This is a genomic window from Mesorhizobium sp. CA13, from assembly GCF_020165235.1.
Lineage (GTDB): Bacteria > Pseudomonadota > Alphaproteobacteria > Rhizobiales > Rhizobiaceae > Mesorhizobium.
Genome location: NZ_JAIUHS010000001.1, coordinates 717,166 through 741,422, shown reverse-complemented (window position 1 = coordinate 741,422; position 24,257 = coordinate 717,166). Strand labels below are relative to the sequence as shown.

General features: G+C 58.1%; 20 protein-coding genes. 16 read left to right on the top strand and 4 right to left on the bottom strand.

The window, feature by feature from the left end:
- Nucleotide 1 precedes the first annotated feature (1 nt).
- The 8 genes from LB566_RS03765 (at nt 2) to LB566_RS03730 (ending at nt 9,672) form a co-directional block, all read left to right on the top strand.
- The gene (locus LB566_RS03765; RefSeq protein ID WP_224623238.1) at nt 2-1,246 is read left to right on the top strand and encodes a hypothetical protein; all 1,245 of its coding nucleotides are present in this window, start codon (nt 2-4) and stop codon (nt 1,244-1,246) included.
- Complete coding sequence (locus LB566_RS03760; RefSeq protein WP_224623235.1) at nt 1,239-2,570, top strand: lipopolysaccharide biosynthesis protein; 1,332 nt, start codon at nt 1,239-1,241, stop codon at nt 2,568-2,570. The genes LB566_RS03765 and LB566_RS03760 overlap by 8 nt, the downstream gene beginning before the upstream one ends.
- Before the next feature lie 155 nt (nt 2,571-2,725).
- Nucleotides 2,726-3,706 (top strand): glycosyltransferase family 4 protein, encoded by a 981-nt coding sequence (locus tag LB566_RS03755; RefSeq protein WP_318012823.1) that lies wholly within the window; start codon nt 2,726-2,728, stop codon nt 3,704-3,706.
- A gap of 28 nt (nt 3,707-3,734) precedes the next feature.
- Nucleotides 3,735-4,892 carry a glycosyltransferase family 4 protein gene (locus LB566_RS03750; RefSeq protein ID WP_224623233.1) on the top strand — a complete coding sequence of 386 codons (1,158 nt, stop codon included), beginning with the start codon at nt 3,735-3,737 and terminating at the stop codon, nt 4,890-4,892.
- A gap of 346 nt (nt 4,893-5,238) precedes the next feature.
- On the top strand, nt 5,239-5,718 hold the full coding sequence (locus LB566_RS03745; protein WP_224623231.1) for a hypothetical protein: 480 nt from the start codon (nt 5,239-5,241) through the stop codon (nt 5,716-5,718).
- 285 nt (nt 5,719-6,003) lie between these two features.
- Nucleotides 6,004-6,324, top strand: coding sequence for a hypothetical protein (locus tag LB566_RS03740; protein WP_224623229.1), 321 nt, complete (start codon nt 6,004-6,006; stop codon nt 6,322-6,324).
- Between the two features lie 188 nt (nt 6,325-6,512).
- Nucleotides 6,513-7,247, top strand: coding sequence for a polysaccharide biosynthesis/export family protein (locus LB566_RS03735; RefSeq protein WP_224623227.1), 735 nt, complete (start codon nt 6,513-6,515; stop codon nt 7,245-7,247).
- A 46-nt stretch (nt 7,248-7,293) separates the two neighbouring features.
- Entirely contained in the window at nt 7,294-9,672 is a 2,379-nt protein-coding gene (locus LB566_RS03730; RefSeq protein WP_224623226.1) for a GumC family protein, read from the top strand.
- Here LB566_RS03730 and LB566_RS03725 read toward each other — a convergent pair.
- Nucleotides 9,656-9,931, bottom strand: coding sequence for a hypothetical protein (locus tag LB566_RS03725; protein WP_224623224.1), 276 nt, complete (start codon nt 9,929-9,931; stop codon nt 9,656-9,658). The two genes, LB566_RS03730 and LB566_RS03725, sit on opposite strands and share 17 nt — an antisense overlap.
- 54 nt (nt 9,932-9,985) lie before the next feature.
- On the opposite strand from LB566_RS03725, the gene LB566_RS03720 reads away from it, so the two are divergent.
- Genes LB566_RS03720 through rfbD form a run of 6 tightly spaced genes read left to right on the top strand, consistent with a single transcriptional unit; the run spans nt 9,986 to nt 15,694 of the window.
- Complete coding sequence (locus LB566_RS03720) at nt 9,986-10,813, top strand: hypothetical protein (RefSeq protein WP_224623222.1); 828 nt, start codon at nt 9,986-9,988, stop codon at nt 10,811-10,813.
- Nucleotides 10,810-12,264, top strand: a complete 1,455-nt coding sequence (locus LB566_RS03715) for an O-antigen ligase family protein (RefSeq protein ID WP_224623220.1) — start codon at nt 10,810-10,812, stop codon at nt 12,262-12,264. The genes LB566_RS03720 and LB566_RS03715 overlap by 4 nt, the downstream gene beginning before the upstream one ends.
- Nucleotides 12,265-12,283: 19 nt before the next feature.
- Nucleotides 12,284-13,165, top strand: coding sequence for a glucose-1-phosphate thymidylyltransferase RfbA (rfbA, locus tag LB566_RS03710; protein ID WP_140638700.1), 882 nt, complete (start codon nt 12,284-12,286; stop codon nt 13,163-13,165).
- Complete coding sequence (gene rfbC, locus LB566_RS03705; protein WP_140550994.1) at nt 13,166-13,720, top strand: dTDP-4-dehydrorhamnose 3,5-epimerase; 555 nt, start codon at nt 13,166-13,168, stop codon at nt 13,718-13,720.
- Between the two features lie 31 nt (nt 13,721-13,751).
- Nucleotides 13,752-14,822: a dTDP-glucose 4,6-dehydratase gene (gene rfbB / locus LB566_RS03700; RefSeq protein ID WP_224623218.1), complete on the top strand. Its 1,071-nt coding sequence runs from the start codon at nt 13,752-13,754 to the stop codon at nt 14,820-14,822.
- On the top strand, nt 14,819-15,694 hold the full coding sequence (gene rfbD / locus LB566_RS03695; protein ID WP_224623217.1) for a dTDP-4-dehydrorhamnose reductase: 876 nt from the start codon (nt 14,819-14,821) through the stop codon (nt 15,692-15,694). Before rfbB ends, rfbD begins: the two co-directional genes overlap by 4 nt.
- A gap of 80 nt (nt 15,695-15,774) precedes the next feature.
- Here rfbD and LB566_RS03690 read toward each other — a convergent pair whose 3' ends face one another.
- The 3 genes from LB566_RS03690 to LB566_RS03680 form a co-directional block, all read right to left on the bottom strand.
- On the bottom strand, nt 15,775-16,566 hold the full coding sequence (locus LB566_RS03690; RefSeq protein WP_224623216.1) for an ABC transporter ATP-binding protein: 792 nt from the start codon (nt 16,564-16,566) through the stop codon (nt 15,775-15,777).
- 12 nt (nt 16,567-16,578) lie between these two features.
- A complete protein-coding gene (locus tag LB566_RS03685) occupies nt 16,579-17,394 on the bottom strand; it encodes an ABC transporter permease (RefSeq protein ID WP_224623214.1) in 816 nt (271 codons plus the stop codon).
- Between the two features lie 346 nt (nt 17,395-17,740).
- Nucleotides 17,741-18,874, bottom strand: coding sequence for an acyltransferase family protein (locus tag LB566_RS03680; RefSeq protein WP_224623212.1), 1,134 nt, complete (start codon nt 18,872-18,874; stop codon nt 17,741-17,743).
- 561 nt (nt 18,875-19,435) lie between these two features.
- Here LB566_RS03680 and LB566_RS03675 point away from each other — a divergent pair.
- Both LB566_RS03675 and LB566_RS03670 read left to right on the top strand, forming a co-directional pair.
- Nucleotides 19,436-20,578: an acyltransferase family protein gene (locus tag LB566_RS03675; protein WP_224623210.1), complete on the top strand. Its 1,143-nt coding sequence runs from the start codon at nt 19,436-19,438 to the stop codon at nt 20,576-20,578.
- A gap of 553 nt (nt 20,579-21,131) precedes the next feature.
- Entirely contained in the window at nt 21,132-24,212 is a 3,081-nt protein-coding gene (locus LB566_RS03670) for a glycosyltransferase (protein WP_224623208.1), read from the top strand.
- Nucleotides 24,213-24,257: the final 45 nt, after the last annotated feature.

The following is a 24,257-nucleotide window of genomic DNA, read 5'->3' as shown; positions in this document are numbered from 1 at the left end:
AGTGAAGCACCTAAAACGAGATTATTTTGTTTCGCCATTTGCGCTCACGCCGCAGATGTTGTTGCTTTTGTCGAGCTTGATCTACTTTGTGCCATTCGTTACCTGGGGATTTCAGTATGTGGATGTCGGCAGAAGGAAGTATGATTTCATATATCACGCGGGCACTGGATATGCCATTGCGCTTTCTCTTTCTTGCATTGCTGCCGCGATGCTGGTCTTCATGCCAAGGCGACAAGATTTCGAGGTCGAAGGCAACGTTCGGGGAGAGTCGATCGTAATAATTGCTATGCTGGTGGTGTTCGGAGGGATTTCGATGGCAAATCCGGCACTTTTTTCGGCCTCAAAGGCCGATGTTTTGTCATCTACCGGGCGGATCCAGTATGTATTTTACAACAGCTGCATCATCGGCGTTGTGTTCGGAGCCCTGTCGGGGTGGAAGAAATCCAGGCTGGTCATCATCTTGAGCTGCCTGGGGCTGATGCTTACGCTCTATATCGGGCATCGCTCTTCGGTTGCCATCGCGATTTTAGCTTGTTTGTACGTAAGGTACAGGAACATTTCCCTTCTTTTGATCAGGAAAAGATACATAATTGGAGGAATTGGCGCGTTCTTTTTTCTTGCAGTGTACAAAGCAGTATATGCAGCAATAAAAGCAGGAAATTTTGAACTTGTAGGTCAGAAAATACAGTTTGACCAGTTGTCCGATTCCGCTCTCGTGGGGTTGGAGCAGTTCGTGACATTGGCTCACCTGGATCTGGTCGTGAAATATGACTACACCTTGCCGTGCTCGAATCTTTGGCTGGTGCCTCTTTCCCTGTTTCCGTTCTCGGATACGGTCTTTGGCAAGGACGGATGCACCTACAACGAGCAGGTTCAGCCGTTTCTATTTCCGGGTTATAGTGGTGGCGTCGCTGCAAACATCTGGGCGGAGTTCTATGCCAATTTCGGGTATGCCGGATTTCCGCTGCTCGTTGTCATTCTGTCGCTCGTGTGTGTTGCCGTCGAGGCGATAATCCGCAATGTGCGCAGCGCGGCGCTCAAGGCCGGGCTGATCGTGGCTATCGTCCATCTCACATTCTACATCCAGCGCAAGGAGCTGCTTGGTGCGTTCATCTCCGCCAAGCGAGCCGTTCTCGTTGCGCTTTTCATATTTGGCTTGGTTTATGTGCACCGGAAGTGTTTTCCGCCGGTCCCCGCCGAGGTGATGCGGCAGGCGGCGCGGGCCTTGCGCCGAGACAATGGCTGAGGACGTGACGGCGGTCGCCAAGCCTTCCGGGTGGATACGCGCGCGGCGGGTCGCCCGCGACGTTACGTTTACGACGTCCGCAAGCGGAGTGGCCGCGTTGTGCTCCATCCTTGCACTGGCGCTCAACGCACGGTCGCTGGGACCGGGGAATTTTGGCACACTCGCCGTAATTCAGGCCTATGTAGCGTTCGTTTCCGGCCTCTGCACGTTCGAGAGCTGGCAGCCTGTGATCAGGCTGTGCGCGAGGTCGCCTTTGCGTCTGGGGCCGGCGTCATCTTGCGGGATCGCCCTCGACGTTTCGGCCGCCCTTTTCGCCACGGTCCTGGCGATAGGCGGGATCTTGCTGTTTGGAGAAGCTGTTGGCGTGTCGCGGGATAATCGCCTTCTGGCGATTATCTACAGCCTCACCCTGTTGGCGAGTCTTTCGGGTACGCCGAAAGGTGTGCTTCGGCTGAACGGCCGGTACGACGTCATTGCCGGCAATCAACTCATGCAAGGGATTGCCGTGGTGATTGCCTCTCTCCTCCTTTGGATCCTGGATGCCTCATTGCCGGCTTATGTAATCGTGCTGGCAGCGGTCGGCGCATTCTACAACCTGACGCTGTTCGTTCGCATGCTGCTCTATGCCAGGCAGGCGGACATCGAACTGTTCAACCCGCTTCGCTCCCGGTCCAAACGCCGTTTCTTCTGGGCGTTCCTTGCCATGGCCACGGGGACCAGTCTGCTCTCGACGCTTGTGAGTGCCAGGCGGCATCTCGCATTGTTCGTTGTCGCGGGCCTGCTGGGAGAGGTCGCCGCGGGCTCTTATTCGCTCGCATCGCGCCTGGCGGCGATGGTTTCCCGGCTGACTGGTCCCCTGAACCAGGTGATCTTTCCCGAAATCGCGAAACTGTCGAAGCAAGAGCCTCCTTCTCGTCTATACCGCTTGAACGCCCGCATCACCGTCGTTTCGGCGAGCGCTGCCGCCGGCATGGCGGTCGGGGGGGTGCTGCTGCAAAACCCCATCGTCCTTCTGGCTGGCGGTTCGGCCTACGCCGAAGCTTCGCTGCTCTTTGCCATTTTGTTCGCGGCCGAATGCTTCGGCCTCGCTGGAATACATCTCAATCCGTTGATCCAGGTCGTGGCCGGGACGAAGCCGCTTTTGAAAATCACGGTGCTGGCGATCGCGGTCTATGTTCCGCTTTGCCTGGTTTTGTCCGGATGGATCGGGGTCTCAGGCATCGCCTGGGCCGGCTTGCTCGTATCGGCGGCGGTCTATGCGGCGATGATAGTGGTTTCGCACCTATTGTTGAAAAGGCGAATCCGCATGGCGGAAGATATCTGAAGGCTGATGTTTTGAGATACCTGTTTTGCCTGCCAAGATACCACACCAATGCGGTACCCTGGGTTCGCATTCTGACTTCGGCGGGGCACCATGTTGCGGTCGACGTGGTCGGAACGAGCGTCACCGAGAATCACGCGCTTGTTTCTCCCAATTTGATGGCTCCATCCGCGCTGTCCCGTATGATCATGCGTCGGCGCTCGAGCAACATTCCGAATTCGCCTTTTTCCTCTCCCGGCGTCTTTTCCTACTGGAAGCGCTTGCGGGCCGAAGACCCCGACATCGTGATCGTTCGCGGTGTGACGCGAAGATTTTCCAGGGTCGCGGCACTCTGTTCAATCCTGCAAGGGCGCAGACTGGTCATCTACGACCAGGAGGACGCCACGCCTCGGGCATGGAGTGGCACTTGGGTTCGAAGAGCCGTCTTTCAGGGGCTGGGCATTCCGCATTTCACCTCGCGGCTATCACCGAACCCTGGCTCGCTCAGGGTCGGCGATGCCATGTCCCTGCCATTCGGGAGCCCTTTCGAGCCGGCCCGGACTGAAGGCCTGGAAAGCAGGCCATTGCAGTGGCCGCCTCGAATTTTGATGGTGGCAAAATACCGGGAGCGCAAGGGGCATAGTTTGCTTCTGAGGGCGTTGTCGGCGATTTCATCCATGCCCTTCTCCCTGACATTCTGCGGCGAGGAGGCAACGCATGCCGACACGGCTTTTTGTCAGGCCTTGCGGCGCGAGGCTCAGGCGCTTGGCGTGGCCGACCGGCTTCGGTTTCAGAACAACATTGCCCATGACGACATGATCTCGGTCTTTTCCGGTCATGATCTCTTGATATTGCCATCGCGGGCTGAACCCGCGGCGGTGTCTCCCATCGAGGCGGCCTGGGCGGGATGTGCCGTGCTGATGTCGCGAGACAGCGGCACGAGGCACTACATGCCCGAGGGAGCCGCTTTCGATTTCAACCCCGACGATCCGCAAGACATCGCACGCGCGGTCGCAGGGCTGATCGCTCGGCCGCAGGATCTGGGGCCTGCAAGGGACGCTTGCTTCGCGCGCATATCATCGCTCGCCAATGACGACGAAATCTTGCGGCTGTTCGAGACCTTTGGGCCGGACAGGGCACGATTGCATACGCGACGGTGAGCGAAACGGCATGGGGGAGGCGGGGACGATGCTTGGGATCGGAAGAAAGATAGTCATCTCCATCAACACGTCCTGGAATGTCGTCAATTTCCGCAAAGGTCTCATCGAGGCGCTGCAAGGGCAGGGCTATGAGATAGTGGTTGCGGCGCCCAGGGACGAGTATTCGCGCCTGATCCCGCCGATGGGCTGCCGGTATGTCGAAATCGAGATGGATAATTCCGGCACCTCGCCGTTTCGCGACATGGTGCTTCTGTGGCGCTACTGGCGCCTGCTGCGCCGCGAGAGGCCGCTGGCGTTTGTCGGCTTCACCATCAAGCCCAACGTGTTCGGATCGCTGGCGGCAAATCTCAATGGCATCCCGGTCATAAACAATGTTTCAGGGCTCGGCACGGTTTTCGTCCGTGGCGGCCTTCTCCAGAAAATTGCCAAGGTCCTGTACCGGCTGGCGCTGGCCCGTTCGAAAATGGTCTTTTTCCAAAATGACGACGACAGGATGCTCTTCCTCGACGAGCGCCTGGTTCGGAAGGAACAGACCGCGCTGCTGCCGGGCTCCGGGGTCGACCTTGTTCGCTTCTCTCCGGCGCCCCGCCAAAGCCAATCGTCCGGCGCGATCGTCTTTCTGCTCGTGGCCAGGCTGCTCTGGGACAAGGGCGTGGGCGAGTTCGTCGAGGCAGCTCGCCAGATGCGCCGCAACATGCCCGGCGCGCGCTTCCAGCTTCTTGGATTCCTCGATGTCGAGAACCGCACCGCAGTCAGCCGTGTCCAGGTCGAGCGATGGGCAGGCGAGGGCCTGGTCGAGTATCTCGGAACCACCGACGACGTCCGTCCCTTCCTCGGTGCCGCCGATTGCGTCGTCTTGCCCTCCTACAGGGAAGGAACGCCGCGCTCGCTGCTGGAAGCAGCCGCGATGGGCAAGCCGCTGATCGCGTCAGATGTGCCCGGCTGCAGGGAGGTGGTGGACCACGGCGTCAACGGCCTGCTGTGCAAGGTGAAAGACGCAGGCGACCTGGCGAGCAAGATGCTCGAATTCGCAATGATGGACGCCGCATCCAGGGATAAGATGGGCACAGAGAGCCGAAAGAAAGTCGAGCGGCAGTTTTCAGAACGGATCGTCATCGAGCGCTACATGGCGCAGATAGGGAAGCTCAATGCTCGCCAGGCGATGAACGGGCCGGCGTATAGTTGAACGCGGTTGAAGTGCGAGCCGAGAAGGTCAGGCATTCAACCAGGTGCCAAGCTTGTCTTGCTGCATTGCAGATCGGGACTCGGCTTTCGAGGTGCTCGGCTTTGATCAAGTTGGCTCGGTGTAATCAGGATGAAAAGGAAATCGTAATTTCTCTTTGGAGGGCAGACATCCATCGCCGACAGCTCGGGATTATTTATGCATAATTGCTAAAATGGCGTGTTGTTCAGGTCAAATTTCTCCGCATCGTGCGACACGGGTTGGAATTGTGGCAAAAAAATGTTAGGCGCTGATGTCACCACCTTTTGATCTGGCATATCCGGGATGATTTGAAGGAAAGGCGAAACGGATGAATGTCATCATTAGAACCGCAGTGAGCGCGTTGGTTGCCTCGAGTGGTTTCACTTCGGTTTCATCTTTCGCCCAGGATGTATCTTGCAGCTGCGCTGCCGCCTATCGCGGCCCGGCGAGTGCCATTGGATCCATTCGTTCCGCAGATGGCGACGTGATGGTCTCGCAGTCGGTCGGCTATAGTCGTGCAAAGGCGGGGAGCACTCTCGGTCTCGGCAGTCGGGTGGTAGTTGGTGCCAACGGTTCGGCATCCGTGCTTGTTGGCGGTTGCCACATGAATGTACCGGCGAATTCCAGTCTGGATGTTTCACGCGGCAACATCTGTCTGAAACTCGTGGATTCGGAGCGGACGGCGGCCATCCAGCCGTCCGGCGGCACAAGTGGGTTTGGGCTGCCCGAAGGGATTTTCGTCGGTGCGCTTGTCACCAGCGGTGTGTTGGCGGCGACGCAGGATGACGACAAAGCGGTCAGTCGTTGAGGTGCGGATCACCGTGAATGCTGGTGAGTTCTTTGAGCGTTGTTGATCGAAGGGGTGCGTAAGCGATTCGTTCCGGGGGGCGGATCGTTGGTTCGAAGGGGGGTAGAAATGACCGGGCGTCATCGGGTTGGGGTTGCTTTAGCTTTTGTCATGGTCGCCGGGGGAGGTGCCTTGTTTGCAGCGTCCGATGCTGTTGCCCAGTCGGCTCAGACATGTTCGTGCCTGGCCGCTGCGCCCGTGTCGGGCATTGTCGGCCAGTTCACCCAAGTCCAGGGGGAGGTGCAGATGGCGCAGGCCGGCGGTTACGCCGAGGTGGACGCGGGAGCGCCGATCTATCCAGGCGCGCGCATCATGACCGGGCCGCAAGCATCGGCTTCCTTGGCTGTCGGCGCCAATTGCGCGCTTGATGTTCCGGCCAACGCGACCGTCAGCATCGATCCGGTGCAAGGCGGTATGTGCGTCTCGCTTGATGCGCAGCAGGCTGCTACCGGACCTGCCAATTCCGGACCTGGCATTTTGCCGGTGCTGTTGGGCGCCGGCGCGGTTGGTGGCGGCGCCGCACTGGCTATTGGACTACAGGATGACGACGACGCAGTCAGCCGCTAGCCAAGGTCTGGTCTCGCCGGTTCGCGCAAGCTCGGGCACGATAGTGCAGAACCAGTTGCTCACACCATCGAAAAACGAGCGAAGAAGCCGGGAGCCAGCTGTGCGGGCCATTTCGATGGACTGCCCAAGCTGTTCAAAAGTGGGGCTCTGTGATGGGCATTCTCGATCTTGAGGGAAGTGGCGCGAGGATGCCGGCACTGCTTGCATTGCTCGCCCTCTCTGCTTGCGCGAGCAGTTCATCATCTTCCACGAGTTCTGTCGATGCGCTGCAGCCGACATCGTCCTCAACGGCGCTTGCCGGTGGCGGCGCGCTACAGATGGTGAAGGATCTGCCGGCACCGCAGAATACACAAAACGGCAGCGAGCAGCCGCTTTCTGCCAACGATGTACTCGAAGTCAGCGTATTCCAGGTCGACAACCTGAACAGGACGGTTCAGGTGGATGCCGGCGGCCAGATTTCCCTTCCGCTTATCGGGACGATGACCGCGGCCGGCAAGACGGTCCGCCAGCTCGAAAAGGACATCGAGACCGCCTATGGCGCAAAATATCTGCAGTCGCCGGATGTGACGATTTTCGTCAAGGAATCGATAGGCCAGCGCATCACGGTCGACGGCGAGGTCAACAGAGCCGGCATCTACCCGGTGTCCAGCAGCGCCTCCTTGCTGGATGCGATCGCCCTTGCGGGAGGCTTCAACGCCATCGGCGATGCCGGCAAGGTCTTCGTCTACCGCAATGTCGGTCAAAACAAGCTGGTCGCAAATTACAATGTCGAGGAAATCCGCGCCGGCAAGAATCGCAACCCGCGTATCTATGGCGGCGACGTGGTCGTGGTTTTCGCTTCGAAGTCGAAAATCGCAATGAACAATTTGAAGGATGCCTTGGGCCTCGCATCGAGCGCGGCCCGAATTGCGGTCATTCCGTAAGAGGGCCTGGCCGGCCAGGATACGGACAACCAGGATCACCTCGCGCATGCTCGATCGCAACAGGCAGTCCCAAATCGCCGGTCCTCGACATGGCCAGGCTTTGTCCGCGGACCTCTATTATGACGGGGCGCAGAATTATAGTCCTTACGGTCGAGACTATGCCGCTCACGACGAGAGATTCAATCCGCTCAAGCTGCTTTTCTATGTCGTGCAATATCGCTGGTTGATCGTCATGATGGCGGCGGCTGGCCTGGTTGCCGGTATCATAGTGACAATGATGCAGACGCCGAAATATCAGGCAACCACGCAGCTGGAAGTCCTGGTCCCTTCGGCAAAGGTTTTTCAGGACATCGAAGTGGTTTCCGAAAACAGCGACTTACGCGCATTTCTGACCGCTCGCGAGAAACTGAAGAGCCGGGCGCTGGCCCAGCGCGTCGTGTTTCAGCTGGGGCTCTCCGAAAAACCGGATTTCCTGTTCCCGACCCCGAGCTTCTCGCTCAGCAACATCTTCTACCGTGCATTCGGAATTTCCAAATCGCCTTCGATCCAGGAAAAGACCCCCGAAGAGCGAGAGGCGATGGCGATCAAGCGCGTTCTGAAGGATCTAACGGTCAACCTTGTGACCAACACCAGCTTGCTGTCGATCACCTTCATCGACCAGAAGCCAAGATATGCAAGTGACGTCGCCAACCAGGTCGCGCAGAGTTTTATCGATCAACGTCTCGACCAGACCAGCGAGACGTCCGATCTGGCGAGACAGTTCATCCAGGAACAGGTCCTGCAGGTCAAGCAGAAGCTGCAGAAGTCCGAGGAGGAACTGGTCACCTATGCGAAGGATGCCGGCATCACCGTCACCGGCGACGATAAATCGCTGATCGGATCGAACATCGAGGCGCTGAACACAGCGCTCGCGACCGCTATCCAGGATCGTCTTGATGCCGGTCGCGTCGTGGACCAGATAGACAAGGGCCGGGGCTCCAGCCTGTCACCGGTTCTGGAGAGTGATGGCTTACAAAAACTCAGCGAAAAACTCGCGGACCTCAAGAGCCAATATCAGCAGAAACTGAGCATTCTGAAGCCTGGCTTTCCGGAGATGCAGCAACTCCAGTCGCAGATCAAGGAGCTGACGCGGCTCTATAACAACGGCGTCCTGGCGATAACCGATTCGCTGCGCCTGAAGTACCAGGAAGCGCAGAACAAGGAAGCCGACCTCAAATCCAAGCTCGCCGAGATGGAAAAGCAGCAGGTCGTCTTCAATGACAAGAATATAAAATACACCATCCTCAAGCGCGAGGTCGATTCCAACCGGTCGCAATATGACAGCCTCATCACCAAGTTGAATGAAGTAGGTGTCAGCTCCGAGCTCAAGACGCAAAGCGCAGCCATCGTCGATTACGCGACCCTGCCCGTAAGTCCCTATTCTCCGCGCCTGATCATCAATCTGGCGATCGCGCTAGCGCTGTTCATGGCTCTCACTGCATCGATCATCTACATCATCGAGTTGCTGAACAACACCTTCACCAACCCCGAGCAGGTCGAAAGGGAGCTGGGGCTGGCCATGCTCGGCATCCTGCCGCTCGTCGATGACCGCGAACTGATGGCCAGCATCGCCGATCAGAAGTCCGGGCTATCGGAAGCTTATCGTTCGCTGCGAACGTCGCTGCAATTCTCCGGCGCGGAGGGCGCGCCGCGTTCTCTCCTGGTGACCAGCTCCGAGCCTTCCGAAGGCAAGTCGACGACCTCGTTCAAGCTCGGTCAGGATTTCGCCGCCCTCGGTGCGAAGGTCTTGCTTATCGACGGCGATCTGCGCAAACCGAATCTTCATCGGCTGTTCGGTCTCGACAACGCGATCGGGTTGAGCAATCTCCTGACGAATACCGTGCGCAAGGAAGATGTGGCGGGCATATTCAGGACGACCAAATATCCCAACGTGACCGTGCTGACGTCCGGAACGATCCCGCCCAACCCTGCGGATCTGCTTTCGTCGCCGAAGATGGCGCTGATCGTCACCAATCTCGGCAAGCGCTTCGACCTCGTCATCATCGACGCTCCGCCGATCGTCGGCCTGTCCGATGCGCCCATTCTCAGCCGGCTTGCCGAGGGCACGCTGGTGGTCATTTCCACCAACCAGGTGACGCGCAAGGCGGCCAAGACGGCGCTGAAACGCCTGCGCGCAGCCGGAGCGAATGTGATCGGGGCGGCAATGTCGAAATTCGCGGTGAACAAGTTCGACTACAACTACGCCTATAAGTACATGAACTATCAATATTACGAACATGGCGCGGGCACGCCGAAGATTGAGGGCAAAGTCGATGACGGAGCAGGCCAGCCCGCTCATGCAAAATCTCCGGCGTTCAAGCGTTTGGTTCGTCGCCTCCGTTCTGGTGTTGATGGCTTCGTCGATCGGGCTAAGTCGGCTCCTTGAGGAGGGAACGCCGAGCGTGTCTCTGGCATTGGACCCGCTGAACGCAGATGCCTTGATAAACGAAATTGCCGGCGAACTGAACGAAACGAGCGCCGATATCGGCGCCTTGGCGGCCAAGGCCAAGAATGCGCTTCGCTTCAATGTCGCGGACGCCCGTCTCTACAGCCTGATCGGCGAGATCAAATATCGGCAAGGCGAACAGACCCAGGCTTTCGAATTTTTCGACCAGGCGCGAAAGCTGTCCAAGACTGAAATCCATGCGCTGCAGAGGTCCATCGATCGCTCGATCGCGGCAGGCGATCTGGCGAGGGCCGTGGGCGAGATCGACACCTTGCTGCGCCGGTGGCCAGACCAGTTTTCGGCCATCACCCCAGGCTGGCCTGCCATCCTTTCCAGTTCCGACGGTTATCAGGCCGTGCTGGCAGCCCTGGAGGCAGAGGCGCCGTGGCGTGGTAAGCTTTTTCTCGCCCTTGGCCAGAACCCGCAAAGCTTGGGACCTGCAAACCAGCTGCTGCTCGATCTCGGGCGCACGGGTGCGCCGCCGACATCCAGCGAATTGTCCTCCGTTATCACCGGTTACATCAAGCAGAAGGACTATGGCCCGGCCTATCGGCTGTTTCTTTTCAGCCTTTCCGATCGGGAGCGGAAGCTGGGCGGCTATATCTTCAATGGCGGCTTCGAGCCGCTCTTCAGCGGCAAGCCGTTCGACTGGGTGATACACGACCGATCTGGGCTGGAGATCACCTTTGCCGGATCGCAGGGCGCGGGCGAAACCGACAGCGGGGCGACGGTTCGATTTCTAAACACGCCGGTCAAGAACGCCGCGCTTCAGCAATATGTCGAATTGCCGCCCGGTTCTTACCGGATGTCCATGACCGCGTCCGCGACAAATCTCAAACTGCCAAAGCAGCTGTTCTGGTCTGTCAGATGCGCGGACCCGTCAAGCGAGATAGCGCGCTTCAACATACCGGAAGGCACATTCAACCGGCGAAGCCTGAGCCTGGATTTCACCGTCGGACCGGCTGCGTGTCCGATACAGTTGCTGAGGCTGGAAACGGCCGCAATTGCCGAGAGCTGGCGGTTTCGATACGTCGGCACGCTGGTCATGCACAGATTGAGCATCGAAAGGGTCTCGTCGTGAGAGCACGGTCACGGCAGCCCGGGCAGTGGGACAAATACCTGCTTGGGTCGGTGCTTTTCCTGTCCCTGCTGATTGGCGGCGGCACCGCGAGCGGTCTCTATACCGAAACGCTGATCGAGATCGCGGCGATTGTCTCGGCCGCGGTCATCCTGTCACGGCCCAGCGGACAAACAATTCCCCGGGCGATCTTGTGGCTGATTGCTCTCGGCCTGGCCGTGTTCTGCTTCCAGATCGTTCCGCTGCCCGGGGCCTTGCTGGATGGGTTGCGGCCCGAGGTGCTGCTTGCCAAAACCTGGATGGATGGTGAAACGCAATCGCGCTTCGTCAGCGTCGGCGTAGGGCGCACGATCGAGTGCATGTTGTATTTCGCCGCCGCCGCGGCATTCTTCCTCAGCGTCACCCGCCTGCGCACCGAGCAGGTCTACGGCCTTGTTCCCTTCTTTTTCATGGGAGTCATCTGCAATGGCCTGGCCGCGGCGATCCAGTATTCGCTCTCCGATACAGTCGCCATAGAAGGATTGCTGCCGTTTACGATCAATGCGGGCCTGTTTGCCAATCAAAATCACTTTTCGGCCTTGCTCTTCGTCTCCATCCCATTTGTGGTCTATTACGGCCTGTTCCGTGGACATTTTCTGTCCGGATCGCTTGGGCTGACGATGCTGTTGCTGCTTCTTCTGGCAGCCGGCTCGCGCGCCGGCATTTTGATCGGACTGGTGACCACCGCGATTTCCGTTGTCTTCCTGTCCGCTCGCTCGAGGGCGGGCGGATATGGCATTCTTGCGGTTTTCATCGGGCTTTCCGTCTACACGATCGGCGCATGGGCGAAGATCGATGCGACAGCGGTCGATCCGGCTTTCGGCAGGGCGGAGTTTGCTCGCACCACGATCGAAGGAATGAAAGAGAACTGGGTGACTGGCGTTGGTTTTGGCAGCTTTCCGAAGGTCTATCAGATATACGAAAAAGCCGGAATGATTTTCAAAACTTATGTAAATCATGCCCACAATGACTACCTCGAATTGGCACTTGAGGGCGGCATACCGGTCGTTTTGTTAATGATTGTGTATGCCATATTGCTTTTCGCCTCGTCGGTCCGGATTCGCCGGGAGCCGTTACAGAAGGCTGCGTTTCTCTCGGTGTCGTTTTTGCTCGTTCACTCTCTTGTCGACTATCCCTTGCGAACCGCAGCACTCGCGATGACGTTTGCCTATTTGAATGCGATCGTCTTTCACAAGGGTTTTGCCGAGCGGCTGAACCAAAGGCGCGAGATGGGCGAGATAGGCCATCACGATGAAGACAATCTGCTTGTCCCGGCCAGGACCTCGGGCCCGGCAAGGCAAGGGCGGTTGGCCGGGGCCGGGGACACTCGCTCGGCTCCTTCGTCGGGCACCAGATTGACAAGCCACGGCAGGAAACCTAAGCACGGGCGGCTTGTGTCAGGGGAGGGGACTTAGGCATGTCAAGGAGAGTTTCTTGAAAGGAATTATCCTTGCTGGAGGCAGTGGAACGCGCCTTTATCCGCTAACGTTAGCGGTCTCCAAGCAAATACTCCCTGTATACGACAAGCCGATGATCTATTACCCGCTGAGCGTTTTGATGCTTGCGGGGATTCGAGAGATTCTGGTCATTTCCACGCCGCGAGACCTGCCGGTTTTCCGCGAGCTGTTGGGCGATGGATCGGAATTCGGGCTTGAATTGTCCTACGCCGAGCAGCCGCAGCCCAACGGACTTGCGGAAGCCTTCATTATCGGCCGTGACTTCATCGGCGCGGACAGCGTGTCGATGATACTGGGCGACAACATTTATTTTGGCGATGGATTGTCCAAGCTTTGCCGCACAGCGGCATCGCGCGAAAGCGGCGCTTCGGTGTTCGCCTACCATGTCGAGGATCCGGAGCGCTATGGCGTGGTGTCCTTCGACAAGACCACTGGAACCGCGCTCACGATTGAGGAAAAACCACAGAAGCCGAAATCCAACTGGGCCGTCACCGGCCTTTATTTCTACGACAACGAGGTTGTCGACATCGCCTCAAGGATTCGGCCCTCGGCTCGAGGCGAGCTCGAAATCACGGCGGTCAACAATGCCTATCTCGAGCGTGGCCAGTTGCAGGTGCATAGGTTGGGGCGCGGCTACGCCTGGCTCGATACCGGCACTCACGACAGCCTGGACGATGCTTCTTCGTTCGTGCGTACAATCGAACGTCGCCAAGGCATCAAGGTCGCCTGTCCGGAGGAAATCGCCTTCGAACAGGGCTGGCTGAGGGCTGAGGAGGTGTTGCAGCGCGCAACCCGCCTGGGAAAAAATGAATATGCCGCCTATCTGCGCCGCCGCGTGGTCGAGTTGTCGGAGGACTAGATGCTGGAGGTGAGACCCCTTGGCATCGAAGGTCTGCTCGAAATCATTCCGAAGCGGCACGGCGATGCCCGTGGCTACTTCACCGAAACCTGGAACGCCGCACGCTTCGCCGAGGCCGGCCTCGAACTCGCCTTCGTCCAGGACAATCACTCCTATTCCGCAGCGGCCGGTGTCGTCAGGGGGCTGCACTATCAGTTGCCGCCACGTGCCCAGGACAAGCTGCTGCGCGTTGTCAGAGGCAGCGTCCTGGATGTCGCGGTCGATATCCGCCGCTCCTCGCCGACATTCGGAAAATGGGTTGCCCTCGAGGTCTCGGCCGAGAAGGGCAACCAGATTCTGGTGCCCAAGGGCTTCGCCCACGGCTTCATGACGCTCGTGCCCGATACCGAGGTACTGTACAAGGTGACCGACACCTATTCGCCCGAACACGACCGCTCGATCCGTTTCGACGACCCCGCCATCGGCATTGAATGGCCGCCGCCGGCTGGCGGCTTCCAGCTTTCCGACAAGGACCTCAAGGCGCCGCTGCTCGCCGCCGCCGAGGTGTTTGCTTGATGAACATTGCCAGATGCATGGGGATTGCGGCATGAATTTTCTGGTGACGGGTGGGGCCGGCTTCATCGGTTCGGCGGTGTGCCGGCATCTGTGCGCCAACCCGGCCTACCGGGTGACCAATCTCGACAAGCTGACCTATGCGGGCAACCTGGCCTCGCTGCGGCCGATCGAGAATGCACGAAATTACAGCTTCGCCCACGCCGACATCTGTGACGAGCGGGCGGTGCTCGACATATTGCGCCGCGACGATATCGACATCGTCATGAACCTCGCCGCCGAGAGCCATGTCGACCGCTCGATCGATGGGCCGGGCGCCTTCATCGAGACCAACATCGTCGGCACCTACCGCATCCTCAATGCGGCGCTGGAATACTGGCGCGGCCTATCCGGCGACAGGAAGAGCCGGTTCCGCTTCCATCACGTCTCGACCGACGAGGTGTTCGGCGACCTGCCCTTCGATGGCGGCATGTTCGTCGAGGAGACGCCTTACGCGCCCTCCTCGCCCTATTCCGCCTCCAAGGCGGCCTCCGACCATCTGGTGCGGGCCTGGCACGAGACCTACGGCCTGCCGGTGGTGCTGTCCAATTGCTCGAACAATTACGGGCCTTACCATTTTCCCGAAAAGCTGATCCCGCTGGTCATCCTCAACGCGCTCGACGAGAAGCCGCTGCCGGTCTACGGCGCCGGCGCCAATGTGCGCGATTGGCTGTTCGTCGAGGACCATGCGCGCGCGCTGGAACTGATCGCCACCAAGGGGCAGCCGGGTGAGAGCTACAATGTCGGCGGCAATTCGGAACGCACCAATCTGGGTGTCGTCGAGACGATCTGCGACCTGCTCGACGCCAGGCGCCCCCGGGCCGGCGGCAAAAGCTATCGCGACCTGATCTCTTTCGTCACCGACCGCCCCGGCCATGATCGCCGCTACGCCATCGACGCCTCCAAGATCGGCCGCGAACTCGGCTGGGCGCCGAAGGAGAATTTCGACAGCGGCCTGGCAAGGACGGTCGACTGGTACCTGGACAACAAATGGTGGTGGGGCCCGATCCGCGAACAGCGCTATGCCGGTGAAAGACTGGGCGAAGCCCGCAAGGAGGCCATGTGAGGCTCGTTGTCACCGGGCGCGAGGGCCAGGTCGCGGCAAGCCTTCTGGAGCGCGGGCGCGAAGACGTCGAGGTCATCGCCATCGGCCGGCCGCAGCTCGACCTGACACGGCCCGAGACCGTGACCGCAGCGCTCGAGGCAGCTCAGCCCGACATCGTCGTGTCGGCCGCCGCCTACACGGCGGTGGACCAGGCCGAGGATGAGCCTGAGCTGGCCCATGCGGTGAACGCCGCCGGCGCCGGCGAGGTGGCGCAAGCGGCAGCGCGGCTCGGCGTGCCCGTCATCCATCTTTCGACCGACTATGTCTTCGACGGCACCAAGGACGGTCCCTATCTGGAAACCGACGCGACCGCGCCGATTGGCGTCTACGGCGCCTCCAAGCTTGCCGGCGAACAGGCCGTGGCATCAGCCAATCCGCGCCACGTGATCTTGCGCACTGCCTGGGTCTACAGCCCGTTCGGCAAGAATTTCGCCAAAACCATGCTGAGGTTGGCCAGCGATCGCGACGAGATACCGGTTGTGGCCGACCAATGGGGAAACCCCACTTCCGCGCTTGATATCGCCGACGCGATCCTGCATGCGGCAGCACGGCTGCACCGCAACGAGGATTTCGCCGCGTGGGGCATCTATCATCTGGCCGGCACGGGCGAGACCAACTGGAGCGGCTTCGCCCGCCATATCCTGGACACAAGCGGTGGGCTCGGGGGCCCCTCCGCGCGGGTACGGGACATTGCTGCGACGGACTATCCGACCAAGGCGCGCCGCCCCGCCAATTCACGGCTGTCGAGCGCGAAGTTTGCCTCCGTGTTTGGATGGCGTGCACCGGACTGGCGGCTATCGACTGAAGCGGTGGTGCGGCGTACCTCCGTCTGAGAGCCCGTTCCGGGTCACGGACGGGCGAACCATTTGCCAAGTGGGAAGCCGACTGGTCCGCAGCACACGGCCGACTAGTCCTAATTGAACAACGATTCGTCCGGCTCTCGCCCCGCATCGCGCAACGCGACAAGCCCGGAATAGGCTTTCATCGCCTCCTCGACGCCCATGATGCCTGTGGCCCTGCCACGATGCATGACAATGCACTTGTTACAGAAATCACGGATGAGGCTGTCGGAATGCGATGCCAGCACCAGGACTCCAACACTGCGCATGAAGCTTTCGAGGCGTTCGCGGGCTTTGTGCATGAAATGGGTATCGCCCGCGCCGATGCCTTCGTCCAACACCAGTATGTCAGGCTGAATGGCGGTCGAAATAGCGAAGGCCAGTCGCGCCTGCATGCCGGTGGAGTAGGTGCGGATCGGCATATCGAGATAGCTGCCGAGTTCGGTGAAGCTCTCGATTTCGGGGATGAGCTCTTCGATTTTGCTCCGGCGCAGCCCGAGCAGCAAGCCGCGTATGCGAATGTTCTCATAGCCCGTGGCTTCGGCATCTATGCCGAGACCCATATCGAACAGTGATCCAACGCTGCCTGAGACGTCGATCGATCCGGTGGTGGGGTGATAGATACCCGAAATAACCCGCATCAATGTGGACTTGCCTGCACCATTGGTTCCGATGAGGCCAAGCCTGTCGCCTGCGGCGAGATCAAGGCTCACGCCGCTGAGCGCCCGTATGACCACTGTGTTTTCATCGGCGGAGTTGATCCTGCCTCCTGTTCCAGCCGACAGGATGGTATTTTTGAACGAGCGTGACCGCGCCGAATAGATCGGGAGATCAAGGGTCACCGATTTGAGAGAGACACGTGCCATCCGCCAGCTCCGCTATACCCAAAGCGCCAGGCGCTTGTAGGCTCGATTATAGATCAGAGCGGCCACCATCCAGCCGACTACCGCCATGACCATGCTGCCGACCCACTGCAGCGTGAGAGGCATATTGCCCAGCATCGGCTCCCGAACCAGCTGGATAAGCCAGTAGAGCGGATTGTAATCTATGGCAGCGAGATAATTGGGATTGCTCGAACTGGGCTCCCAGAAAACCGGCGTCAGGAACATCAGAAAGCTGAGAAAATTCCCGACCACGAGCGGAATGTCGCGGAACCGCGCCGAGACGGTTGCAAGGATCACAGACATCCAGCCGAGGTTGAGAATCAGGAGGGCCAGACCCGGGATCGCCATGAGCAGATTGGCGCTCATCGGGATTCCGGTCAGCAGCACGACGAATGGATATAAGATCATCGTGTGGAAAAATATCAGCACCTGCACCCAGAGGGTTCGCAATATGTTCGCGCAGACCGGCTGGGGAAGGCTCTTGATATAGGCTGCGCGCCCGATCAGCGCCTGACAGGATTCGGCCAGGGCCGTGGATAGAAATTGCCAGATCATTATTCCGACGATTATGTATGCGATCAGGTTGGCGATCGGGCGTCCCTGGATGGACGACATCATGAATCCGATGCCGCCGGCAACAGCCGCCGTGCTGATCACGATCCAGAATGGCCCGATAGCCGAGCGCCGGTAACGCTGGCGTATATCGAACGCTCCGAGACTGAGCCAGGATTCGAAGGCGGCAATGGCAGCCAGAATATCGCTCGTTCCTGATCGCGGCGGGGTCGTTGCGGGAGCACCCGAGACAGTCATGATATCACCAGTGGCAATTCGGCGGGAACTCCGGCCTGAGGAGCTAGGCGAAGAGACCCTGCCTGCGCATAGCATTGAGGCAGGCCAGCGATCCCCGCAGGATTGCGCGGCTCGCGCCTGGCGTCGAGGGGCAGCGCTTAACATGAGTTTTGCAATAAGCCAAGGCGTGACCCAGTGCTTGCCCAGAAACAGTGTCGGTGGCAGGATACCTTGTACGAGTAAGTATATTAAGTATAGATATCACAAATAGGTATTTATAACGGAGGCTTCTTCGAAGAAGAACGCAACGATGCAATTGCGGGTCAGAGCACGGACCGCTGGACTGGACGCCTTAAACGAGAATTCGTCAGGATACAGGAACGGATGACACTGCCTCGGCCGACGGGCTAACCCGCGAGCCGCGCCCACTACCGGTTAGGCGTCCGCTCAAAATGATGAACGGTTTTTCCACCCATCGGTACGACAGCATGGCAACCGGGATTGTTGCTGCCACCACGAGCGCGGCCAATGGAACTCCGGCCTCAAGCGGATAGTCCTTTACCCATGGGTCAATCCATTTGAGAATCCCGCCGAGCAGAAACATCATGGGGGCCGCAAAAAGGTAAAAGCTGTAGCTAATCCGGCCCATGAACACCGAGATCGGCCTATCTAAAAACCGTCCCAGACTTCCGGCTTGACCATAGTACAGCAACGAAACCAACAGTGCAGCGGATACCCGATGAACGACTGTCGCATAACCGGGATAGGGGATGACATAGTTGGCTATCATCATCACGATCAATGCAACGATCCAGGAATGTCTTGGCAGGTACCTTGCGACAAGTTCACCAACGTGTGTCGGAACCAGCATGCCTACAGCGAAACATGACCAGTACGTTCGGAGAAATTCAGGTGGTCCAGGAGGAATTATATGGTGGAAGGCAAGAGAGATGGCTATCAAGGCAATAATTAGGCCGACCTCGCGGAAATAGGCGAAGCCAACAAAAGCCAGCAGGATCAATGGTCCCGCCAGCATTTCGACGTTCAACGTCCAGGTCGAGCCGTTGGGGGTGAAATCATAGAGAATTACGTTCCGTCCAAGGTCGGACAGCGGAATAGGATAGACCCAAGCGTTGAAAATCATCCACGCCGGAATCAGGCAGACAAGCAGCGCAGGGTAAATCCGCAGGACTCGCCTGATCAAAAAGTCTTTCGCTGTGGTGCGCAATGGGCCATCTGCCCGCATAAGGCTTTTGCTCAAAACCGCACCGCTCAGAATAAAGAAAATGACAACCGGTGTAAGGCCATTGAACAATGTGAAAACGACCTTTGTCAGCCGGTCGTAAGTTCCGTCGATCTGCCAGAACATCTGAAAATAAATGCGCCCGACCTGGGTGTAATCGACCGACGTGATGGTGTGGAAGACGGCCACGGACATAGCCGCATAGCCTCGCAAACCATCCAGTTGAGCATTGCGCCCGGACCCTTCGGAAGAGGCCATAAAAACTTGCCTTACGAGAGTTTTGACTGGGCGCGACCTACCTTACATGAGACAGTTTAACAAGCTTGGTGTTCGCCCATCAGCGTGGTTTTGTCTCGAGCATGCTGAATGACCGGTTGTTGGTGCTTCTGAGCGATTCGTCGTTTGCCTTGTACATGGTCCACCAGATCGGCATCGGGCCCCCGGGGCCACAAACCCCGATACCATCTTGAGATTGAGGGACATGCTGAAAGAAACCGTTATCCTGGTCGGGTCGCGGTCATTTTATCCGCTGTCTTGCACATTTGCTATGAAAAAGCCCGTCAACAACTGGCTTCAGCGGTGTGGAAAGGACGGTCGATCATGTTGGCCGATAGACAAGTAGCGGGCATTCGTGGCACTAGAAGCCCGGATTCGAGGAAGGCAGAGCAATGACTTGGTCGATTGTATCGGTATCGCCCTCCTAATGACCGCATGACCGCCGCGCTATGGAATGTTTGCCCGGAATGGCAAATGGCATGCATCGATGCGCAGATGGATTGGTGGGAGGTTTGAATATCGGCCGATGACCGATGACGAAGCATGGCACGACAAGGACTCAAAGATTTGGTGACATCGAACCGAAACCGCCAGCTCGACGGTCTTCGTGGATATGCGGCAATTTCAGTCGCCTTTTTCCATACCATCACGGCTCTGGATCACTCCCAAGTCCAACGCATCGAATGGACTGTTTTCTGGAATATTCCGGACTTCTACGGACGGTTGACAAAGATCGTCTTTGCCCTTTTGAATGGAGAAACCCCGGTGGTCATCTTCTTCATTCTGAGCGGCGCAGTCCTAGTCAAGAGCCTGATGCGCAGTTCCGAACCTATGCCACCGACCGCGCGGCGGTTTCTGGTGCGCCGGTTCTTTCGTATTTACCCTCCGCTTTTGCTCTGCCTCTTGCTCTGCTGGGGGGCTTTCAATCTGATCGTACGGCCGATCTCGTTAGCCGAACTTGTCAGGAACGTCTTTCTGTACGAGTTCCAAGTCAACGGAGCGACATGGACGCTCAATGTCGAGATGTTAGCCGCTCCCGTGATTTTGGTCGCCTTTACCGGATTTCGATATTTCAAAGAAGCCGGCTTGGCCTTTGCCCTGATCGTGATATGGGCCGTTTTTTCCTATGCGGGTCAGCCCGATCTAGCCAAGTCGTTTAGGTGGGTCTGGTCTTGCTTCGCTCTTGGAATGCTGATCCCAACGAGGATTGGTGGTTTTGCTGCGTACTTATTGCCGCGCTACGCATGGATCCCGGCAACCGCTGTGATGCTTTTCGCCCGACACATGATTCCTGACGTAGGCGCCTCGATCATCGTTCACCGTCTCGCGGCTGCAACACTCGTCACGTGCATCTACTATGGCAAGGCTGGGTCGCTCGGACCGTTCCTTGAACGTCCGGTTTCGCTTTTTCTCGGAGACATTAGCTACAGCTTCTATCTCTACGCTGTTTTCGTGATGGAAATAATCGACCATCCTTTCCAGGCATGGCCGTGGGCGACCGCACACCCCCTTGAAGTCGGCTTGCCGCTATCCGTTGCCGTCGTCGCATTGACCATCCCCATTGCAATCGTGTCATTCCGGTGGACCGAAAAGCCCTCGATCAGGCTTGGCAACTGGATTGCAGGGAGAGAGGGCCACGGACCCGAAAACACGACAAGGTCGGCCGCACCGGCCTCTTACGGATAGAAGCTCGCACCATCCAGACCGGTCCAGGTGGCATTTGCCGCGCCAACCCAGTACATCACCGTTCGTTCTGACCCTATACCAACAATGGTTCCGATGCAGTCACGCCGAAGATACGAACCTCGATCGAGGGACGGAAGTCGACAGGTAGAGTGCCGAAGTCACCAAAGCGTTCCAGAAGTAGTCGTGGCGCTCTTGATCACACGTCGTCAGAGATCGGCACCACGGCATCGACGATCGGCTTCGGCGGTCCGTGGGACAACGGCTTGGCGGCGCCGGCGGTACCGCACCTTCATCTGCCGCGGGGTTCCGGTCGTCGGATCTCCGGGCCCGAGCCAAGCGCAGGAAGCTTTTGCAGGCTAGCAATCCCGCAGAACTGCGTGGCTCGCTGTAGGCGCTGGCAACTCCTAAGGTGAGTGTTGCAATAAGCCAGGGCATCACCTAGTGCTTTGCCCGGAAGCGAGATCGGCGATTGGGATGCTGGTAGGAACTGGTATCTCCAATATAGATTGTCGGATCTCTGTAGATATAGTGTATAATTCCGGAGAAGAAGACGATGGCTGGAATTGCCGACGAGTTGGAACCCGTCTTGTGGATGGATTTGACCGCCACATTGCACGCCACTGGCGGAGTTGTCGGCATTATCCGCGCCGAAATGGAGCTGGCGGTCGGTCTTTATCGCAATCGGGCAAATGTCCGATTCTTTTGCCTGCAAGACGAGGCGCTTGTGGAAGTGCCGGCCTCTGATCTCGATTGGCTTTTGTCCTCGGAAAATGTGGCGGATGCGTTTGTGGCGCGGCTGAAGGATTCGGGTCGCTCCGGCAAGCCTTCCCCGGTGAATGGCTTCGATGCCGTGCCATCCCACATCCGTAAGGAAATTCAACGGGTCAGCCAACTCGATATCAGTCGTTTCAAACGGTTTCGGACGGGTCGCGCTCTGTTGATAAACGCAATGCAACCCGGCTGGCGAGGTGTTATGCGCGTGGCGACAGCGCCGGCTGTGGCAGTGGGAGTAGCGTTCTCCAAAGCAGGGGCAATCGGTCGCGCCGTCCGCGCGAAGATGAGGCGCAGCGGAACCCATCCCGTAGAATCCGTTCTTGCTGAACCTGTCGTCTCTTTTCATCCGGCCAAGGTTTTTCATCCGTTCAAGGATGGAGATATCGTCTTCAGCGCCGGGTTCATCTTTAACGACAAGGAAGAAGTGATAGAGCGGGTCAAGGCATCGGGAACGAAGATATATCTGGGGTATCTCATCTACGATACGATCCTTATCAACCCGGTTACCAAGCATCTTTATCTCGATATTGGATTCACCACGTTCCAGGCCTATTTCGACTGGGCCGCGCAAAATTGCGATTTCCTGATTTATGGTGGCCAGACTGCGTTAAATGATTCGCAGCGAATACAGCGCGAACGTGAATTGCCGGTACCCCCCGCAGCCGCCATTCAGTTTGGCAGCAATCTTGGCAACACACTCAAAGCCAGCGAGGACGATGCAACGGTGCTGGCAAGACTCGGTCTTTCCGGCAAGTTCATGATGACGGTTGGCAGTATCGAGGGTCGCAAGAACCACGAGACTCTCTATCGTGCGTACGTGATGCTTCTCGATAAGATGGGAGACGCAACTCCACAACTCGTGTTTGCAGGGCGGCCCGAACCCTATTCGGCGATCGAACTGATGGACACGCTTATGCGTGACCCGCGCATTCACGGCAAACTGTTGGTCATGCAGCCCTCCGACGGCGAACTCGATGTTCTCTACCGGAATTGCGAATTCACTCTGCTGCCGACGCTTTATGAAGGCTGGAGTCTGACGCTTCCGGAAAGCCTGGGATACGGCAAGCTATGCCTGTGTTCCGATGTCGAACCGCTTCACGAAGTCGGAGGCGATCTGGTCGACTATATCGCGCCCTGGGACGTTGTCCGTTGGCGCGATAAGATGGAATACTACGCGACTAATTCCGAGGTTCTGGCCAAACGCAACGCGACAATCGCGACGCGATGGAAAAACACGACCTGGAACGACTGTGCCATCGCGCTCAGCCAGAAGATCGCTGCACTGCACCGTGACCGCCTTCCGGCTGTTCACGCTCTGGCGATAGCACGCCCAGCGACAACTCGGCCGATATGGGTGGACCTTACCCTGAGCTATCTCTGGCCGCGTCCAGGAATCTCCGGCATCATCCGGGCGGAGCTACTTTTAGCAAAGGAACTCTACAGGATAGACCCGAGTGTTCGCTTCTTCGCCTGTGATAGAGGGCGAGCGTTCGAGGTGCCCAAGGAGAATCTTGAGTGGCTTTTCCACGGTGAAAATCTGAGCTCAGATTTCATCCAGTTCAACAAGATCATGGAGGAACGTGCGCAACAGGGAATTTATCGAAGCCCCTATATGAGCGTGGATAGCCTTAGCAATAAGAAGCGCCGCGAAAATGCTCTGGCGCTTCTGCGAAAGGGTCCGCAACTGCGCAACGTGTGGGACGCCCGTGAAGGCTCATTGCTGATCGCCAGCGTGCTGCCTAGAGAGTTACAGTCTTGGCTGTACCATAAGGCGGCGAGCCGTCGCCAAACGAAAATACTGGAGGACACGCCTTCGGATGCACCGGTTTTACAGGCGGGCGATATGAGCCTTTTTCAGGATGGGGACATTGTATTCTTTGCCGGCATCGACTGGACGTTGATATCGCTCAAGGTATTGCGCGATATGCCGGATCGTCAGCGGGTGTTTCTCGCCCATGTTCTCTACGACATGACGCCGACGATAACGCCGCATCTGCATGTCAGCCAGAACCCACCGATCTATCTCAAGTTCCTGGAGTTGGTTTCCAACACATTCGACTTTATCATCTATGGCGGGAAAACAGCGCAACGCGACGCAACGCTTATTCAAAAGCAGAACGGGTTCGAGTCCCCCGACAGTATTCCGGTCCATTTCGGAGGCGATATTGTTAAGATGGATAGCACGCAAGAGCGGGACCGTGAGCTTTTGCAATCGCTGGGCGTGACCGGAAAGTTTCTGCTGGCCGTCGGCACGATCGAAAACCGCAAGAATCACGATACGCTCTACAAGGCTTACCTCACTTTGCTGGAGCGTGGCGGGGACGTGCCACAGATGATCTTTGTCGGTGGGCATGGTTGGCATACAGACTATTTTATGAGCCGAATAACCCGTGATGACCGGGTGAAGGACAAGATCATCATTTCACGCGCCAATGACGCGCAGCTTGACGCTCTTTATCGCCATTGCGAGTTCACGCTTCTGGCAAGCCTGTACGAGGGGTGGAGCCTGACTCTGCCGGAAAGCCTCGAATACGGAAAGTTCTGCCTTGTTTCCGACGTCGAGCCGCTGCGCGAGGTGGGCGGTGATCTCGTCGATTACGTTCTGCCCTGGGATGTGATGGGGTGGGCGGACAAGATCCGTTACTATCTCGATCATCCGGCACAATTGAAGAAGCGCGAACGTGCCATCAAGCGCAACTGGAAAACCTATAGCTGGGCAGATTGTGCGAAGGACGTGTACGCGGCATTGCAAAGCAATGCCGATGCCCACTTCGCCAGGCTCGCCGGCACAGACTCGCTCGCAAAGACGTCTCAACCTGTGATTTCCCGTGCGAACCCGGCTAGGCGCGCGCAGCCATGATTTCACAACCGGGCGCGGGAAAGGCAATGGAATTGCAGGTCTGGA